14 protein-coding genes are annotated in these 17,215 nt (G+C 64.0%); 3 read left to right on the forward strand and 11 right to left on the reverse strand.

The annotated features are described in order from the left end of the window. Positions 1-138: 138 nt before the first annotated feature. The 4 genes from PEP31012_RS22750 to PEP31012_RS24095 form a co-directional block, all read right to left on the reverse strand. A complete protein-coding gene (locus PEP31012_RS22750) occupies positions 139-1,473 on the reverse strand; it encodes a putative bifunctional diguanylate cyclase/phosphodiesterase (RefSeq protein WP_150591479.1) in 1,335 nt (444 codons plus the stop codon). Positions 1,474-1,788: 315 nt separating this feature from the next. After that, the gene (locus PEP31012_RS22755; protein ID WP_150591480.1) at positions 1,789-3,054 is read right to left on the reverse strand and encodes an NAD(P)/FAD-dependent oxidoreductase; all 1,266 of its coding nucleotides are present in this window, start codon (positions 3,052-3,054) and stop codon (positions 1,789-1,791) included. Positions 3,055-3,423: 369 nt separating this feature from the next. Then, positions 3,424-3,894 carry a Cd(II)/Pb(II)-responsive transcriptional regulator gene (locus tag PEP31012_RS22760; RefSeq protein WP_150591481.1) on the reverse strand — a complete coding sequence of 157 codons (471 nt, stop codon included), beginning with the start codon at positions 3,892-3,894 and terminating at the stop codon, positions 3,424-3,426. 56 nt (positions 3,895-3,950) lie between these two features. Next, positions 3,951-4,283, reverse strand: a complete 333-nt coding sequence (locus PEP31012_RS24095; protein ID WP_246171433.1) for a hypothetical protein — start codon at positions 4,281-4,283, stop codon at positions 3,951-3,953. Between the two features lie 39 nt (positions 4,284-4,322). Between PEP31012_RS24095 and PEP31012_RS22765 the strand changes: the two genes are divergently transcribed. After that, positions 4,323-6,497 carry a heavy metal translocating P-type ATPase gene (locus tag PEP31012_RS22765; protein ID WP_246171434.1) on the forward strand — a complete coding sequence of 725 codons (2,175 nt, stop codon included), beginning with the start codon at positions 4,323-4,325 and terminating at the stop codon, positions 6,495-6,497. 21 nt (positions 6,498-6,518) lie between these two features. Here PEP31012_RS22765 and PEP31012_RS22770 read toward each other — a convergent pair whose 3' ends face one another. Further along, on the reverse strand, positions 6,519-7,433 hold the full coding sequence (locus tag PEP31012_RS22770) for a CHAD domain-containing protein (protein WP_174978364.1): 915 nt from the start codon (positions 7,431-7,433) through the stop codon (positions 6,519-6,521). A gap of 515 nt (positions 7,434-7,948) precedes the next feature. Then, positions 7,949-8,227: an HU family DNA-binding protein gene (locus tag PEP31012_RS22775; protein WP_017234305.1), complete on the reverse strand. Its 279-nt coding sequence runs from the start codon at positions 8,225-8,227 to the stop codon at positions 7,949-7,951. 454 nt (positions 8,228-8,681) lie between these two features. On the opposite strand from PEP31012_RS22775, the gene PEP31012_RS24300 reads away from it, so the two are divergent. Further along, positions 8,682-9,290: a metallophosphoesterase gene (locus tag PEP31012_RS24300; RefSeq protein WP_425494986.1), complete on the forward strand. Its 609-nt coding sequence runs from the start codon at positions 8,682-8,684 to the stop codon at positions 9,288-9,290. Next, complete coding sequence (locus PEP31012_RS22785) at positions 9,241-10,011, forward strand: ferredoxin--NADP reductase (protein WP_150591484.1); 771 nt, start codon at positions 9,241-9,243, stop codon at positions 10,009-10,011. The genes PEP31012_RS24300 and PEP31012_RS22785 overlap by 50 nt, the downstream gene beginning before the upstream one ends. Positions 10,012-10,092: 81 nt before the next feature. Here the strand turns inward: PEP31012_RS22785 and PEP31012_RS22790 are convergent, their stop codons facing one another. The 5 genes from PEP31012_RS22790 to PEP31012_RS22810 all read right to left on the reverse strand — a co-directional run bounded on the left by PEP31012_RS22790 (position 10,093) and on the right by PEP31012_RS22810 (position 17,018). Next, positions 10,093-11,673 carry an isocitrate lyase gene (locus PEP31012_RS22790; RefSeq protein ID WP_150591485.1) on the reverse strand — a complete coding sequence of 527 codons (1,581 nt, stop codon included), beginning with the start codon at positions 11,671-11,673 and terminating at the stop codon, positions 10,093-10,095. 538 nt (positions 11,674-12,211) lie between these two features. After that, a complete protein-coding gene (locus PEP31012_RS22795) occupies positions 12,212-13,798 on the reverse strand; it encodes a PepSY-associated TM helix domain-containing protein (RefSeq protein WP_150591486.1) in 1,587 nt (528 codons plus the stop codon). A 10-nt stretch (positions 13,799-13,808) separates the two neighbouring features. After that, entirely contained in the window at positions 13,809-14,063 is a 255-nt protein-coding gene (locus tag PEP31012_RS22800; RefSeq protein ID WP_150591487.1) for a hypothetical protein, read from the reverse strand. Next, the gene (locus tag PEP31012_RS22805; RefSeq protein WP_150591488.1) at positions 14,053-14,331 is read right to left on the reverse strand and encodes a hypothetical protein; all 279 of its coding nucleotides are present in this window, start codon (positions 14,329-14,331) and stop codon (positions 14,053-14,055) included. The genes PEP31012_RS22800 and PEP31012_RS22805 overlap by 11 nt, the downstream gene beginning before the upstream one ends. 362 nt (positions 14,332-14,693) lie before the next feature. Continuing rightward, positions 14,694-17,018 (reverse strand): FdhF/YdeP family oxidoreductase, encoded by a 2,325-nt coding sequence (locus tag PEP31012_RS22810; protein WP_150591502.1) that lies wholly within the window; start codon positions 17,016-17,018, stop codon positions 14,694-14,696. Between the last annotated feature and the right edge of the window lie 197 nt (positions 17,019-17,215).

Consider the following 17,215-nt stretch of genomic DNA (forward strand, 5'->3'; position numbering starts at 1 on the left):
CCTGTGTGAGTTGGCGACGCCGGGCGGGTGAGCCCGACGTGCGTGTCGACTCGCCCCGGGAGTCGCCGGGGGCGGCCTTCGGTGGACTGCGGCAATGGTGCCGCGCGTCGACCCACAACAGGGCGCTGATCGACGCGCTTACAGTCGCCCGTGCCAGTCGCGGATGAACGTCTCGATGTGTCCGGGCGGCAGGGGACGCGTGCAATGATACCCCTGCCATGCGTGGCAGCCCAGCGACGCGAGCGCATCGCGCTGGGCGCTGGTCTCGACGCCTTCGGCCACGGTCTCGATTTCAAGCTTGCGGGCAATGGCGATGATGGCGCGGATCAACTCGGTATCGTAGCCGCCAAGCAGCACGCCGGCCACGAACTGGTAGTCGATCTTGACAGTGCCGAACGGCCATCGCTTCAGGCGCACAAAGCTCGAATATCCGGTGCCGAAATCGTCGAGCGACAGGCGCACCCCCATCGCCACGAGTTCGTTCATCAGCGTGGCGGCTTCATCGAGGTGGGAGATCAGCGACGACTCGGTGATCTCGATCTCGAGCTTGTCGGGCGGCACGCGATGGTGCTTGAGCGCGTAACGGATCGTGTCGAGCGTATGCACGCGCATCTGCTGTGCGGAAAGATTCACCGCCACACGCGGATACTCGTCACCGTTGGTATGCCATTGGTCGAGCTGGCGGCAGGCTTCATGCAGGGTCCAGTCGCCGATCGGGCCGATCACATCGCAACGCTCGGCCGCCGGGATGAATTCGCCCGGCATGATCAGTTCGTCGTCACGCTGCCAGCGGATCAGCGCCTCGAGACCGGTCAGCCGATGCGTGCGCATATCGATCTGCGGCTGATAATGCAGCCGGAACTCCGACCCGGACAGTGCGCGTCCGATGGCGTTGCGCCAGTGGTGCTCGTTACCGGCTTCGTCGGGCGGATTGACGCTTTCGGTGGGCGCTGCCGGGGCTTCGGTTACCAGAAACCGCGACGCGCTCTCGCGAATCGCCTGATCGGCGACATCCGAGGTGTGCTCAAGCAGGGTGGCGGGCCATACCGGTACCTGCGGCAGATGCGTGATCCCGGCCGAGACGATCGGGTAGAGCAAGCCGTCACCGCACGGCACCGGCGATTCGCCCGCACGGATGAAGCGGCGCGTGATTTGTACCGCCGCATCGCGGCTGCCGAGATCGCGCAACAAAATGGCGATCTGCTGATCGGAAACGCGACCGATGATGTCGCGTCGACGAATGCGCGAACCGATGCGGAACGCCACGGTGGCGAGCAGATCGGCATCCGAAACGGCGGGTTGACGGGTCGCCATGCGCTGGCCTCGGCCCACGTGAAGCACGACCAGCGCACAGTGGCTGCCCGGCGGACTCGGGGTGCGCAACTCCAGGCTAAGGGCGCGCAGGAGTCGCTGGCGATCCAGCAGTAGATCGGCGAGGACGACTTGTCGTCGCAGCGCGTTGGTATCGTTCATCTCGGCAGGCAGGCAGACATCGCCCGTACGGTTGAACGTTTGTCATTGCCGCGTGCAACGCCAGCCGGCAGAGGAAGCTCACGCGTCGAACAGGTCGTGCCGCCAGAAAACCCTTGAATCATGTTCTGCATAAGACGCGTAAATGTGTCGGCCATCGTGCGAGGGGCGGTTGCGACTGACCGGCCATTGCACCGCATGCCTCGCGCTCAGGCAGACCGCGCACAAGGCGTGGCCCGACAAGAAGCTCGTGCCCGGTCGCAAAACCGGGTCCTATGTCCATTAACGGCACCTGTCTTTGGAAATTGAGTTCGGGTTTTACCTATGGCCTGGGCGGCTGGGTTTCGCCAGCCACTCCCGACCGCGAAGCATGACATTCCAATAAACCTTTGGCAGCACGTACTTTTTCAGCATCCAGGCGAAACGGTTGGCTTGCGTGCCATCGATCGGGAACGTGGGCATGAGCTTGCCGCCATAGCCGAACTCCGCGAGCACAATCTTGCCGTGCTCTACCGTGAGCGGGCAAGCGCCATAGCCATCGTAGTGCAGCGGCAGCGGGCGACCGTCCATGGCGGCGAGCAGGTTCTCGGCGACGACGACTGCCTGCTTGCGAGCGGCGGCGGCCGTCTTGGCGTTGGGCGCCGAGATGGCGTCGCCGAGGCCGAAAACATTGGCAAAGCGTGCGTGGCGCAGCGTGGCCGGATCGACCTCGCACCAGCCGGCCGCATCTGCCAGCGGGCTTGCGCGCAGCACATCCGGGGCGCTCTGCGGCGGGACAACGTGCAGCAAATCGAAGGGTTTGTCGACAAACTGCGACTGACCGTCGGCGTCGAATATCTCGAAACGAGCCACGCGCCGTTCGCCGTCGACCGCACGCAGGTGCGAGAGGTGATTGAGCGAAATTTCGTAGCGCTTAACGTATTCCATGAGCGCGGGGATGTAATCCTTCACGCCAAAGAGGGCGGGCGCCACGAGATGGAATTCGATCTTCGCCTTGTCCTGCAAGCCGTTCCGACGCCACGTGTGCGCCGACAGATACATCGCCTTTTGCGGCGCACCCGCGCACTTGATCGGCATCGGCGGTTGCGTAAACAGGGCGTTGCCGCCCTTGAAGTCGCGTACGAGCGACCACGTGTAAGGCGCGAGATCGAAGCGATAGTTGGACGTGACGCCGTTGCGCCCGAGCGTGTCGGTCAGGCCGTCGATGGCTTCCCAGTTCAGTTGCAGGCCCGGCGCCACGATGAGGTAGCGATAGCCGAGGCGGCGACCGTCCGACAGCAGGATCTGCTGATGTTCCGGCGCGAACGCGGTCACCGCCGCTTGAATCCACGTCACGCCCTGCGGAATGACGCTCGCCATCGGACGCGCCGTGCGTGCCGCATCGAACTCGCCGGCGCCAACGAGTGTCCACGCCGGTTGGTAGTAATGCGTGTCGGCGGGATCCACGATCGTGATCGAGAGCGATGGGCGGCGGCGGCGCAGACTGGCTGCCACGGAAATGCCCGCCGCGCCAGCGCCCATGATCACGATGTCGGCGCTGCTTTGCGTCGTGGGGGTGGGCGTAGCGGATCCATCGCTGGACATAAGGTCTCCGACAAATGAGCAAAAATTGAAACGGATGACGACATATCGATGTGCATCCTGAATGCCGCAAGAGAGCGGTTCACACGAATGCGGTCATGCCGGCAGGGTCGTGTGCGGGACATTGTATAGAGAAATTGTGTCGGTTTGCCCGTGTTTTCAGGGCAAGCACCGCGATTCATCACAATCGTTGCCGCGTTCACGGCAAGCCGGGCGGAAATCAGCGAGCGAAACAGTGAAACTGTGAAATGCGTGAAGCGTGCATGTGCACTCGATACTTACGACGCGTGCGCAATTTTGGCGGCGTTGCGTGTTGTCGATGCCTCGGCGTGTCGATGGCGGGGCGCCACAGCACAGCGATATCCGTGCGGTTCACACGTGCGAGTGATCGTGATCGCAGGCGACTTCGATCGGGGCGCCGTCGCTATGGCAGGCGCAGGCCTCGCCATGCGCGCCTTGCATGAGGGCGCGCAAGATGCCGCAATCGCTCGTTTCGTGGCGGCTCTGGCATTGCGCCTGAAGGTGCAGCAACTGTTGTTCGAGCGCCTGCAATTCGTGGATGCGGGCATGCACGCGAGTCAGATGGGCTTCGATCAACTGGTTCGCGTCTTCGCACGTCACCCTTGTGTCGTGCGCGAGTTCGCCGAGTCGCTTCGCGTCGGCGAGGGGCATGTCGAGCGAGCGGCAGTGGCGGATGAAACGCAGCGCTTCCAGGTGATCGTCACCGTAGGCGCGATAGCCGCCGTCGGTGCGTGGCGGGGCCGCGAGCAGGCCGGCCCGCTCGTAATAGCGGATCGTTTCGACATCGGTGCCCGCCGCACGGGCCAGTTCGCCGATTTTCATGCTTGACTCCGTAGTGACTACAGGGTTTTCAATGGAGAGTAACACGAATCAGTCAATCAGGAGTTCCCATGTCCAACCCCTCGGATTCGGCGCGTTGCGCCGGCTCGACGGCGGCAGATCACAAGATGCATGACCACGGTCATGGCGACGATCATGGGCATGCGCACGATCACGAGCCATCGTCCGGTCACTCGCACGAGCACGGTTGCGACCAGCGCCACGGCGAAGGTCAAGGTCTCGCACACGGGTACGGTGCCGACCGCGACCATGACAACAGACGCGGTCACGGTGACGTCCACGGCCACGGCCACGCCCACGACCACGGCCGAGACCACGGCCGAGACCACGATCACGACCATGCCGCGCCGTGCGCTCGGCGTGCAGTGCATGCGCACGGCGAATCGTCGTGCTGTGCAGGTGCGGCGAGCTTGCCGTACGTCGAACCGATGCCCGACACCCATGCACCGCAGGCCCGTTTCCGCATCGATCAGATGGACTGTCCGACGGAAGAGCGCCTCATTCGCGATCAACTGGCGCATCGGCCCGGCGTCGACGCGCTCTACTTCAATCTCCTCAAACGTGAATTGACCATCGTCTTCGACGACAAGGCGTCGGCGGCCGATGTGGCGCGGCAAGGGGAGGCCGCGGCCGACACGCTGCGCAAGCTCGGCATGACGCCAGTGCCGCTCGCCGCAGGCGATACCGATGTGGCGCCGCCGCCCGCGAGCCGCAAGGCCGAGGTGATCGGTCTGGTGGCCGGCGGCGTGCTGGCCGCGGCAAGCGAGCTTGCGGTCTGGTCCGGTGTGCCCGAGCACAGCCCCTGGGTCGGCGCCGTGGTGGTGGCCGCCATCCTCGCATGCGGTGTGCCGACGCTCAGGAAGGGCTGGATCGCGCTGCGCCACTTCACGCTGAACATTCACTTCCTGATGTCGCTCGCGGTGATTGGCGCGATGAGCATCGGTCAGTGGCCGGAAGCGGCGATGGTGATCGTGTTGTTCGCGTTGTCGGAAAAGCTCGAAGCCGCGTCGCTTACGCGCGCGCGCCGTGCCGTGGAGGCGCTGATGCGCCTGGCGCCCGATTACGCGTCGGTCGAACAGCCGGATGGCACGTGGTTGGATGTGTCCTCGGCATCCCTTGCGGTAGGCACGCGCGTGCGGGCGCGTCCGGGCGAGCGCATCGCCATCGACGGCGTGATCGAGCAGGGCAGTTCCGCGCTCAATCAAGCGTCGATCACCGGCGAGAGCGTCCCTGTCGACAAGACGGTGGGCGACGAAGTCTACGCAGGCAGCATCAACGAAAGCGCACTTATCGTGTATCGCACGAACGTGGCGCCGGGCGATACGACGCTTGCGCGCATCGTGCGCATCGTTGAAACGGCGCAGCAGCAACGCTCCCCGACGCAACGCTTCGTCGACAAGTTCTCGCGCATCTACACGCCGGTTGTCGTGCTCTGTGCATTGCTTGTTGCACTGGTGCCGCCGCTGGTGTTCGGTCTGGCATGGTCGCCCTGGATCTACAAGGCGCTCGTGATGCTGGTCATTGCGTGCCCGTGCGCGCTGGTGATTTCGACGCCCGTCACGGTCGTGAGCGGTCTGACGGCCGCCGCGCGTGGCGGGATCCTGATCAAGGGCGGTGCGTTTCTCGAAACCGGTCGCCTGATTCGGGCGGTAGCACTCGACAAGACGGGCACGCTCACCCGTGGCGAGCCGCGCGTGACCGACGTGGTGCCGCTGGGCGAAACGTCACACGATCAAGCGCTCACCCTGGCCGCTGCGCTCGACGCCCAGACCACCCACCCCATTGCGCGCGCTGTGGTCGACGGGTACACGCGAGCGGGGCTGGGCGCATTGCCACCGGTCTCGGATGTTGAGGCACTCGCCGGCATGGGCGTGAAGGGGCGTATCGGTGACACCCTGTACTACCTGGGCAATCATCGACTGATCGAATCGCTCGGCGTTTGCAATGACCGCGTGGAGGCGACGCTGGCACGTCTCGAGGCGCAGGCCCGCACCGCCATCGTGCTGGCGAGCGAAACGCAGGCGCTTGCCGTGCTGGCGGTGGCCGACACGCTGCGCGCGGAAAGCCGTGATGCCATCGCACGTCTGGCTGGCATGGGCGTTCGCACGGTGATGTTGACCGGCGACAATCGGGCGACCGCGGAAGTGATCGGCCGGCAGGCGGGCGTCAGCGACGTGCGTGCCGAAATGCTGCCGGAAGACAAATGGCAGGCGGTATCGGCCCTGCGGGAGACATACGGACACGTGGGCATGGTCGGGGATGGCATTAACGACGCGCCTGCGCTCGCGGCCGCCGACGTTGGGTTCGCGATGGGCGTGAGTGGCACCGACAGCGCTCTGGAAACGGCCGATGTTACGCTGATGGACGACGACCTGCACAAGCTGCCGGCGTTCCTGGCACTGTCGAAGCGCTCGGCGACGGTCCTCAAGCAGAACATCGCCGTAGCGCTCGCCATCAAGGCGGTTTTCTTCGCGCTGGCGGTGGCTGGGCTGGCGTCGCTGTGGATGGCGGTGTTCGCCGACGTGGGGGCCAGTCTGCTGGTGATCGCGAACGGCATGCGCCTGCTTCGTACGAAGGTCGCGTGAGAGCGGTGAGCGGCGCGACGCTCAGCGGCCGTGCATGCCGCGCTCCAGCGTATGCGCGTCGGGCAACTGGCCCAGCACGTGTGCTGCACGGCTGGCCGTGTTGACGATGATCGTATCGAGACGCCGGACCAACGTGTCGCGCTGCGCGTCGCTTAGCGGCATGCCTTCGCACATGCGCTGCGCAACGACCGCGTCGTTGAGTTGGCCGAGCAGCGTCTGCGCGGCATGCAGCGTGCTCTCGTAGGGTAAGCGCACCGACTTGCGCAGCCATGGCGTCAAAACTTCGGCGCTGTAACGGGCCTTCTTGATGGTTATGCGCAACGCGTGCAACTGCTCGGTGTCGAGCATTGCCAACTGACGGCAATCCGGAAATAGGGCCATGTACTGGGCGCGAAGCATGTTACGCGCGTGTTTCGCGAACGCGCGGGGTCGCTTGCCAGGCGTACGCGAGGGCCGTCGCAACGCCCTGGCCGAGCGGATTTCGCCTCGGCCGTCGTGGCGAATGCCAAACGCCTGCAACAGCAGCGCATGCAGTGCCTGCTGACGCTCGCCGGTCAGCGCCTCGACCACTTGGGCGCGGGCATCGCGGCGCAGGTGTTCCACATGCGTGACCACTGCGGGCCAGTCGAAGTCGGGATAGTCGGCGCGTAGCGCGGGTAAGGTCGTTGTCGCCAGAACGTCCGTATCGCGCGTCGGCCCCATCGATTGCCCGAGCCAGCGCAGCTCCCCGTTCAATCGATGGTGCCAGCGCGGCTTGAGCCAAGGCGAAAACACATCGATCAACGCGCGCAGCCGGCGGACTGCAATTCTCAACTGATGCACGGCTTCGGCATCGATGGATGAGGGGCTGCCTGCATTCTCGCCAGTATTCGGTAGCGAGGGCCATTGCTGCAGGGTCAGCGCGGCGAGGTTGACGAGCAGGCCCGCGGCAGACATGCGTCGCATACGCCTGGCGCTGGACGCTGCGCTCACCTGCGTGGCGGCCTGGCCGGCAGCGGGCGGTTCGTCAGGGGAGGCGGCGATGGCCGCTGGTGTCGCACATGTCATGTCACGCAACATAGCATAATTGCCCGGGCGCCAACCCTGAGACAGAGTGCGGTGCGACGGCGCGCCACAGGGGCCGCGCGAGGGCCGGCGATCGGCATTCGGCGAAGCTCGATCCGCAATGGGTATCGGAGCGGCAGGCGCTAGGTTGTGCGCTTGGAGACAGGGGAAGACAACAGGAGAGTCATTGCCGCGCATGGGCGGGAAAAGAGGCGGGGAACCTCTCGTCGCGGGCGCCCGGTGTCCGAGCTGCGGTGTACAGGACACCCGCGAGGCGCGCAGCGTCACATCAGTCGTGGACCTCGCAAGAGGATGACGTGACGCCTATCCATTGCCGCGCACCGCCGGGCGGTCATGCGAGCAAAAAAGATAGGCCGGCACGGAGGCCGGCCTGCGCGCAACTGGTTTTACTTCTTGTTCACAGCGTCCTTGAACGCCTTGCCAGCCGTGAACTTCACGGTCTTGGCGGCCGGGATCTTGATCGCTTCGCCGGTCTTCGGGTTGCGGCCGGTACGTGCGGCGCGCTTGCCCGAACCGAACGAGCCGAAGCCGATCAACTGGACCGCGTCACCCTTGGCGACGGCCTTCTTGATGGTCTCGAGCAGAGTGTCGAGGGTTTCGCCAGTTTGCGCCTTGCTAGCACCCGTAACACCAGCGACGGCGTCGATCAGTTCCTGTTTGTTCATGTGTGTTTCCCTTGAGAGGTGGTGAATACCGGCGACAACTCTAACACTTTCGCCATTTGACGAGTGTCGGTGTTGTATCCGCGCCATAAGGCACGCGGCAAGCGCCAGAATGGCGCCGTCGCGATGCGTCACGCGAAACCAATCTGAAGATCCATTCCGTCACGCTTCGAGACGGCCTCGGCACTGGCCGGGCAGGCGCATTATAGAGCCTTCGACGGGCTGTGGGCCAGTCCTGACAACGGTTTGCGGCGATTTTGTTGCGCGATGCCGCGTACTTTCTTGTTCTTGGTGATAAAAACCCGGTAACTGTGGGCATCTCCGGTCATGCCATCGCGCAATCCCTTGCTGGGCGGGCTTTGGGGGTTTCCCTAGCTGGTTGGGGCTTGCGTACCTGCGCGACTTTTGGTTGACGTCACCTCCGCTTTATCCGGGACTCCACATCGCGCGGCCCGGCATGCTTGCGTGCGCACGCGTTGATACCGCGCGCGCCCTGCGCCGCGCGATCGCCACGATCAATGGCTGGACGCCGCCGCCCGACGCCGTCATCGCGACCGGCGACCTGGTTGACGCGCCATATCCATCGGAATACGAAGTACTTCACGCGTGTCTGGCGGCGTTGAGGTTGCCCGTCTATCTGGTCGTCGGCAACCACGACGACCGGCAAGGACTGCGCGACGCGTTTCCAGCGCATGCCTATCTGCGCATGGGGGTGGCGACAACGCTTGCCGTGACACGCGTCGCTTCGTTGCGCAGCAACATGCCCGACGACACGGCATCGGCGCGCGATTCCGCCAAAACCCCTGCCTTGCGATGGGGACAAATGAAAGCAATTCCTGTTTGGGGTAAAATAATGGAGTTTTCCCGCCCAAAACCGAAAGTGCGTCCATCCGGCGTGCCCAGGGCCCGGGCATCGGGGCCATCAAGGACGGCTCGTGTACACGCATGTCAGGCGAATCGGGCGTCAGCTCCGCCGATGTGCTGCGCCGCCGCCCGCCGTCATACGTCAAGCCAATATGAGTACTCAGAATCAACAGACCGTGCTGGAAGTCCATCACTGGACTGATACGTTGTTCAGCTTCAAGACCACTCGAGACGCGTCGTTCCGTTACGTCAATGGCCAGTTCACGATGATCGGGCTGGAAGTGGAAGGCAAACCGCTGCTGCGCGCCTACAGCATGGCGAGCGCGAATTACGAGGAAGAGCTGGAGTTCCTGAGCATCAAGGTGCAGGACGGTCCGCTGACCTCGCGTCTGCAACACTTGAAGCCGGGCGACAAGGTCATTGTCGGGCGCAAGCCGACCGGCACGCTCATCGACGACAACCTGCTGCCTGGCAAGAACCTTTATCTGCTCTCGACGGGCACGGGCCTCGCGCCGTTCATGAGCATCATCCGCGACCCGGAAGTCTACGACCGCTACGAGCACATCATCTTGGTGCACGGCTGCCGCTTCACCAGCGAACTCGCGTACCGCGATCTGATCACGCAGCACCTGCCTGCGCACGAGTATCTGGGCGAGTACGTCCGCGACAAGCTGATCTACTATCCGACGGTAACGCGCGAAGAGTTCGAAAACCAGGGCCGTATCACGGAGCTGGTCGAGTCGGGCAAGATGTTCACGGACATCGGCCTGCCGGAATTCTCACCGGAGAACGACCGCATCATGCTGTGCGGCAGCCCGGCGATGCTCAAGGACACCCGCGAGCTGCTGGAAAAGCGTGGCTTCGTCGAAGGCCACAACCACGCGCCGGGGCACTACCTCGTTGAGCGTGCGTTCGTCGGCTAAGCCGTCGGCACGTTGCCGCACGGCAGCGCTTGCTGCCGTGGGATAAAAAAAACCGCTCGATCGAGCGGTTTTTTTTCGTCATCAGAACTGGTTCATGGTGTTGTCTTTGCCCGCCGCCTTGAGGGCTGCGGCGCCGCTGAAATACTCCTTGTGGTCGTCACCGATGTCCGAGCCGGACATGTTCTGGTGCTTGACGCAGGCGATGCCTTCACGAATTTCCTTGCGCTGCACGCCAGCCACATACCCCAGCATGCCCTGGTCGCCGAAGTATTCCTTGGCCAGATTGTCGGTCGACAGGGCCGCGGTGTGGTACGTCGGCAGCGTAATCAGGTGGTGGAAGATACCCGCTTCGCGCGAGGCATCGGCCTGGAAGGTGCGAATTTTTTCGTCGGCAAGCGTAGCCAGTTCCGAGTGATCGTATTCCTCGCTCATCAGTTGGCCGCGTTCGTACGCCGAAACATCCTTGCCGGCCGCCTTCATCGCGTCATACGCCTGCTGACGGAAGTTCAGGGTCCAGTTGAACGACGGGCTGTTGTTGTACACCAGCTTGGCGTTCGGGATGACCTTGCGAATCTCGCTGACCATGCCGGCGATCTGGGCGATATGCGGCTTTTCGGTTTCGATCCACAGCAGGTCGGCGCCGTTTTGCAGTGCGGTGATGGAATCCAGAACGCAGCGTGCTTCACCCGTGCCGGCGCGGAACTGGAACAGGTTGCTGGGCAGGCGCTTCGGACGCAGCAGCTTGCCGTCGCGCTTGATGACGACGTCACCGTTGCCCAGAGCGTCGGCCGCAATCTCGTCGCAATCGAGGAACGAGTTGTATTGGTCGCCCAGGTCGCCCGGCGTGTGGGTCACGGCGATCTGCTTGGTCAGGCCGGCGCCCAGCGAGTCGGTACGGGACACGATGATGCCGTCGTCCACGCCCAGTTCCAGGAACGCGTAGCGGATGGCGCGGATCTTGGCCAGGAAGTCTTCATGCGGCACGGTGACCTTGCCATCCTGGTGGCCGCATTGCTTCTCGTCGGACACCTGGTTCTCGATCTGAATGCAGCAGGCGCCCGCTTCGATGAACTGCTTGGCCAGCAGGTAGGTCGCTTCGGCGTTGCCGAACCCCGCGTCGATGTCGGCGATGATGGGCACGACGTGCGTGACGTGGTTGTCGATCTTTTCCTGGATGGCGGCCTTGGCAGCGCCTTCGGCGGCGTCGAGTTGGCGGAACAGGCCGCCCAGTTCACGGGCGTCGGCTTGGCGCAGGAACGTGTACAGCTCGCGGATCAGCGCGGTGACCGAGGTCTTTTCGTGCATCGACTGGTCCGGCAGCGGACCGAACTCGGAGCGCAGCGCGGCGACCATCCAACCCGACAGGTAGAGGTAGCGGCGCTCGGTGCTGTTGAAGTGCTTCTTGATGGAGATCATCTTTTGCTGGCCGATGAAACCGTGCCAGCAGCCCAGCGACTGGGTGTACTTCGCCGGATCGGCATCATAGGCGGCCATGTCGGCACGCATGATCTTGGCGGTGTACTTGGCGATGTCGAGGCCCGTCTTGAACTTGTTCTGGGCGCGCATGCGAGCGGCATATTCGGGGTTGATGGCATTCCAGGCGCTGCCTTGTTGTTCCTTCAAACCAGCCACTGCATTGATGTCGTCTTGATACTGAGTCATGTGCTTCTCCTGAGAGCCAAGCGCGTGTGAATAAAGGGTTCAGCGTGTCGCCCCCGTTTGTAGAAGCGAACTGCATGACAAAATAGTAGCGCTGTTTGATGGGAATTGCTCAAGTCTTATATAAGACATAAGACTTAATTTATTGTTATTTTTCAATGGGATGCGCGATAGATTTCGCAATTTGAAACATGTTTTCGAGTGACGAAAATATGAGGCTTCGAAAATCCGAAGGATATTCCATGATATGAAATGCCCTTTCGTTTGCTGAAGTCGGAACAGCTGCGGATGGCGTGAGCGACGAGCGCTGGCGGAAGGATGTCGCGGGCGTGTGTTGAGACGACGCGAGTGTCGAACGCGCGATGAGGGGGCGCGATGAGGGGGTGCGATCCGATGCGGGATCACGCGCGCTACGGAGGTCGACAGACGGACCCGGCTGGGGCTTGATCGCGTCGGGAGGCGAATTTGGAAGGTGAATGCCCAGCGATCGACGCACGGCCGGTCCAGCGCGTGTCGGCGTGGCCTTGCGTACGACGCGTGGCTAGGGCTTGGCGCTCAGGTCGACGGTGGTATTGGGTGTCGAGGCGGTGGGCGTCGCCACGGGGCGTGCCCACACGCTGTTCGGATCGCCACTGCGGGCACGTTTCCAGGTCGCGCGCGCGAACAGCGCAAAGCCGCCCGCGCAGACGATGGCGATGAGGTCAACGCCGGCCAGCACCCAATCGTGCGCAGCGATCGTGCGTATGAGATTGTCCGGCGTGAGCGCGGCGTCGGCGGCCGGTATGGCGAGGCAGGCGAGCGCCGTCGCCGCGAGCAGTCCCGTGGCCGCTACCGCTGGCGCTGCGAGCGCGGCGAAAAGCACCGAGGCGGCGAGCGTAGCGACGAAGATCGAGAGCGCGGTCATGTCCGGTGCCACGACCGCCCCGACGAAAGCCGCGGCAATCCCCAGGCATGTGCCGAGAAACACCCCGGCGGTAGCCTTGGCCATCCCGCGCAGATGGGCGGGTTGTGTCGCTGCGTTGCGCTTGCGACGCGATTCGAGCCAGAGCAGGTTGCCACTGTACACAAGCACCGCGCCCATCAGGCCGAGCACGAAGTACACCCAACGCATGGCGTCGCCCGCGAAGTTGCCGAAGTGGGCGCCATAGATCATGCTCAGCACCGCGTGGTTGGTGTCCCGTGCGCCGGGACTGTGCTGACCGACGATCGCCCCATCGTTCAGGCGCACGGCCACGGCTGAGAAGACGCCCAGCGAGTCGCTGGCCTCGCCATAAACCTCGGCCACCGCGTCCGGCTTGCCGTAACGGGTCCACGCCACGGCAGTCGCCTCCATGCCGGGCGCCGCGTGCTCCGCGCGGGCGAGCACGGCGGCCAGGCCGAGCGGCTTGCCGTCGACCGGCGCGATCGTTGCCGGCACTGCGCCGGTTATCTGCGGAATCTGCGAAAGCAACTTGTCATCGAACGTCACGACGTTGAAGGCCATCATCAGCGGCAGGAGGAGGCACAACAGCGCCCCCGTCAGCGCGAAGACAATATGAAACGGCAGACTCAGCACGCCGATGGCGTTGTGCGCGTCTTGCCAGAAGCGCTTGAGGTTGCGTCCCGGGCGTAGCGCAAAGAGGTCTCGTGTCATGCGCGGCAGATGCACGATCACGCCTGAGATCAATGCCATACCGTAGAACAGCGACACCACGCCCATCAGGTACAGGCCGTAGGTCGGGATCGAGAGCGAATAGTGCAGCGCATTGATTGTGCCCGACAGGCCGGGGCGCGCATCGCCGATCACGAGCGACGGCGCGGCGCCTTCGGCGCTCGGACGCAAGCGTGCCTGTTGCCATTCGCCGTTCGGTTCCTGCCAGTAGGCAAAGGGCGTCGGTGAGTGATTGGGCAACACCACGCCCATCTGTTCGCGCGCGGCGGGGAATTGCGCACGGACCCTGTCGGCGAGCTGTTCCGTTTGCGCGAGCGAGAGCGGCGCATGACGCGTGGCGGGCTGCTCCCAGCGTTCGATCTCGTGATGGAAGACGGTCAGGGCGCCGCCGAGCATGGCGACAAACAGCGCGAAGCCGGCGACGATGCCGGCCCACGTATGGACACTCAGATATTGACGAAGGGTTTGGGCGCGCATTGAACGATCCTTACCCGACGGCGCGCGCTAACAGCAGCGCGGCCCAGGCGACGACGGTGGTGGCGCCAAGTCCAACCCACGCGTGTTTGGCGGTGCGGCTAGCGTAGGCGACGGCGCAGAGGCCAAGCCACAGGAGCGGGAAGAGGGCGATGACGGGTATAACCGCCGTTTGCCAACCGGCTGGTGTCAGGAAGGCGATGGCGCCGCACAGCGCCATCGCGGCAAAGCCGCCGAGCACGAGGCCCGCGAAGGTTCTACTCCACATGGGCGTCTCCACGCAGCCAGTGCCAGCCGCCCGCGGCATACGGCCAGAACAGCAGGCCGAAACACAGCGACATGAAGGCCGCCGCGATGCCGGCCGAGGCGCCTGCCGCCAGCCACCAGCAAACGAGGCAGGCAATGGCCGCCACCAGCGAGACCGACCGGGCGGGCTGTGCAGCCAAACGCTGTGCGCTCACACGCTGGTGGTCTGAGGTGAGATAGTAGGCACCGCCTGCCAGCCATGCCAGGGCAATCGCCAATCCAATCAACATGCTCGGGAATCACTGAAAAATGTGGCCTGCAAGCGGAGGCACCGCCCTGAGGCGACGCGGCTGGCGAGGCCGATCCGAAGACGGTTTGCGTCAAACGCTGCGGCCACGCATTTTTCAACGGCGATGCAAACGCTAACGAAAACGATTCGCATTTATAACATGATTCGCCAGAATCCCGAAATAGCGCACCCGGAAATGGGGTGAGGCACCTGCCCGCACGGCCAGCGTGCGCGCAGGCGGCAGGCGGCAGGCGGCAAGCGCCAGGCGTTGGCCGTTAGCCGTCAAGCGGCAAGTCGCAAGTCGCAAGTCGCAAGTCGCAAGTCGCAAGTCGCAAGTCGCAAGCGTCGGGCCGCCTCGCCTCATCAGGCCGCTCGGCGCTCCAGCACCACCGGAATCGACTTGGAAGTCGGCGTGCCCGCACCATCCGTGATGGCGTCGAGCGGCACCAAGGCGTTGGTCTCGGGGTAGTAAGCCGCAATGCAGCCACGCGGAATGTCGTAGGCCACCAGCAGGAAATCATCGGCGCGACGCGCCACGCCGTCGTGCCAGACGCCCACAAGATCAACCCGCTCGCCGGCACGCAAGCCTCGCGCATCCAGATCCTGCGCGTTGGCGAAAACGACGCGGCGCTGCCCGAACACACCGCGATACCGGTCGTTCAGGCCGTAGATCGTCGTGTTGTATTGATCGTGAGAGCGGATGGTGGCGAGTTGCAGCACCTCGGCACTTCGCTCACCGGCCTGACGGCGCGCCACGTCGATCGGCATCTCGTGTGGCAGCGGGTGCGTCGTGAAGTTGGCGCGCGCGTTGGCCGTGAGCCACTGGCGGGTCGATGGCGGCACGGGCAGCCGGAAGCCGCCCCGCTGACGAACGCGGCGATTGAAATCCGCAAAGTCGTCGAAGGTTGCGGCGATGGCATCGCGAATGCGGTCGTAGTCCTGCACGTACCAGTGCCAATCGTCGACGCCGCCGAGTGCATGACCCATCGTGGCCTGCGCGATGCCGGCGACAATGGCCAGTTCCGAGCGCAGATGTTCGGACGCCGGGGCGTTGATGCCGTATGACAGGTGCACCATGCTCATCGAATCTTCGACGGTGATGCCTTGCACTGCACCTTCCTGGACATCGATTTCGGTGCGTCCCAGACACGGCAGGATCAGCGCATCGCGCCCATGAACAAGATGGCTGCGGTTGAGCTTGGTTGCGACGTGCACAGTCAGGTCGCACTGGCGCAGCCCTTCCCAGGTGCGCGGCGTGTCGGGCGTGGCCATCGCGAAGTTGCCGCCCATGCAGACAAACACCTTGATGCGGCCGTCGCGCATGGCCGAGATCGTATCGACGACGTTCAACCCGTCGCGCCGCGGCGGGGCAAACGCGAACACCTGGCCGAGCCGGTCCAGGAAGTCGGGCGACGGCTTTTCATTGATGCCGACGGTGCGGTCGCCCTGCACATTGCTGTGACCCCGCACGGGGCACAGACCGGCGCCCGGGCGTCCGATGTTGCCGCGCAGGAGCATCAGGTTGACGATCATCTGAATGGTCGCCACGGCGTGCCTGTGCTGCGTGATGCCCATGCCCCACGTCGCAATGACGCGCTCGCCGCGCAAATAGACCTCGCCTATCTGTTGCATCTGCGCTTGTGACACGCCTGACGCGCGCTCCAGATCCTCCCAGCGTTCACGACGCACGTCGGCGGCGAAATCGTCGAAGCCGTGCGTGTGTTCCGCGATGAAGGCGTCGTCGAGCCACGCAGGCTCGCCGTCGGCACGCGCGAGGGCATCTCGCTCCAGCACGTGTTTGATGACGCCCTTCACGAAAGCGAAGTCGCCACCGCACGCCGGTGTGACGTAGTGGTTGCTGATCGCGGTGCCGCCGAGGCTCAGCATCTCGGTCGGACTCTGCGGGTCGGCGAAGCGCTCCAACCCGCGTTCATGCAGCAGATTGACCGACACGATGGTTGCGCCGCGGCGGGCCGCCTCGCGAAGTTCACCGAGCATGCGCGGATGATTGGTGCCTGGGTTCTGGCCGAACAGCAGCAACGTGTCGGCCTGTTCGAAGTCGTCGAGCGTGACGGTGCCCTTGCCGATCCCGACCGTGGGCGGCAGGCCAACGCTCGTCGGCTCGTGACACATGTTCGAGCAGTCGGGGAAATTGTTCGTGCCGTACTGGCGAACGAAGAGTTGATAGAGGAACGCGGCTTCGTTGCTTGTGCGCCCGGACGTATAGAAGGCCGCCTGATCGGGGTCGGGCAGGGCGCGCAAGTGCTCGCCGATCAGTGTGAAGGCGTCGTCCCAGGCGATCGGCGCATAGCGGTCGGTGGCGGCGTCGTAACGCATGGGATGGGTGAGGCGGCCGTAGCCTTCGAGCGTGTAATCGTCGAGGGCGAGCAAGTCGGTCACCGAGTGCGCGGCAAAAAAGTCAGGTGTGACGCGACGACGGGTGGCTTCGGCGGCAACCGCCTTGGCGCCGTTTTCGCAGAATTCGAACGTCGACGCATGGTCGCGATCCGGCCAGGCGCAGCCCGGGCAGTCGAAGCCGCTCGGTTGGTTCGCGCTGAGCAGTGTGCGGGCGCCTTTGAGCGGAATCCCTTGGGTGACGAGTTGAATGGCAACGTTCTTGAGCGCTCCCCAACCGCCGGCGGGGCGATGGTACGGGGCGATTTTCGAGGCGGACATGGGGCGTTTCAGGCGAAAGGAGGCGCAAGGCGTCGGCATCAGGGCAGCGCTGCAGCCATGGACAAAAGGTTGACGTCAAATAGGCAAAATGATGCATAATTGCAAGACGTTGCGACGGGGGTCTTGAGTCGATGTTCGTCAGTTATGCCCCGTTAATTCGACGTTTTCAAGCATCTTATCAGGATATTGCATAAATTGATTTATGCAAT

Origin of the sequence: Pandoraea eparura, assembly GCF_902459725.1 — a bacterium.
Taxonomy (GTDB): Bacteria; Pseudomonadota; Gammaproteobacteria; order Burkholderiales; family Burkholderiaceae; genus Pandoraea; species Pandoraea eparura.

Bases quoted from the DNA above. Each gene is read 5' to 3' on its own strand.
- PEP31012_RS24095 (WP_246171433.1), bottom strand. From the start codon at position 4,283: ATGCACTGCACGCCGAGCGCACGGCGCGGCATGGTCGTGATCGTGGTC.
- PEP31012_RS22795 (WP_150591486.1), bottom strand. From the start codon at position 13,798: ATGCGCGCCCAAACCCTTCGTCAATATCTGAGTGTCCATACGTGGGCC.
- PEP31012_RS22805 (WP_150591488.1), bottom strand. From the start codon at position 14,331: ATGTTGATTGGATTGGCGATTGCCCTGGCATGGCTGGCAGGCGGTGCC.
- PEP31012_RS22770 (WP_174978364.1), bottom strand. From the start codon at position 7,433: ATGTCTGCCGCGGGCCTGCTCGTCAACCTCGCCGCGCTGACCCTGCAG.
- PEP31012_RS22800 (WP_150591487.1), bottom strand. From the start codon at position 14,063: ATGTGGAGTAGAACCTTCGCGGGCCTCGTGCTCGGCGGCTTTGCCGCG.
- PEP31012_RS22785 (WP_150591484.1), top strand. From the start codon at position 9,241: ATGAGTACTCAGAATCAACAGACCGTGCTGGAAGTCCATCACTGGACT.
- PEP31012_RS22755 (WP_150591480.1), bottom strand. From the start codon at position 3,054: ATGTCCAGCGATGGATCCGCTACGCCCACCCCCACGACGCAAAGCAGC.
- PEP31012_RS22760 (WP_150591481.1), bottom strand. From the start codon at position 3,894: ATGAAAATCGGCGAACTGGCCCGTGCGGCGGGCACCGATGTCGAAACG.
- PEP31012_RS22790 (WP_150591485.1), bottom strand. From the start codon at position 11,673: ATGACTCAGTATCAAGACGACATCAATGCAGTGGCTGGTTTGAAGGAA.
- PEP31012_RS22750 (WP_150591479.1), bottom strand. From the start codon at position 1,473: ATGAACGATACCAACGCGCTGCGACGACAAGTCGTCCTCGCCGATCTA.
- PEP31012_RS24300 (WP_425494986.1), top strand. From the start codon at position 8,682: ATGCTTGCGTGCGCACGCGTTGATACCGCGCGCGCCCTGCGCCGCGCG.
- PEP31012_RS22775 (WP_017234305.1), bottom strand. From the start codon at position 8,227: ATGAACAAACAGGAACTGATCGACGCCGTCGCTGGTGTTACGGGTGCT.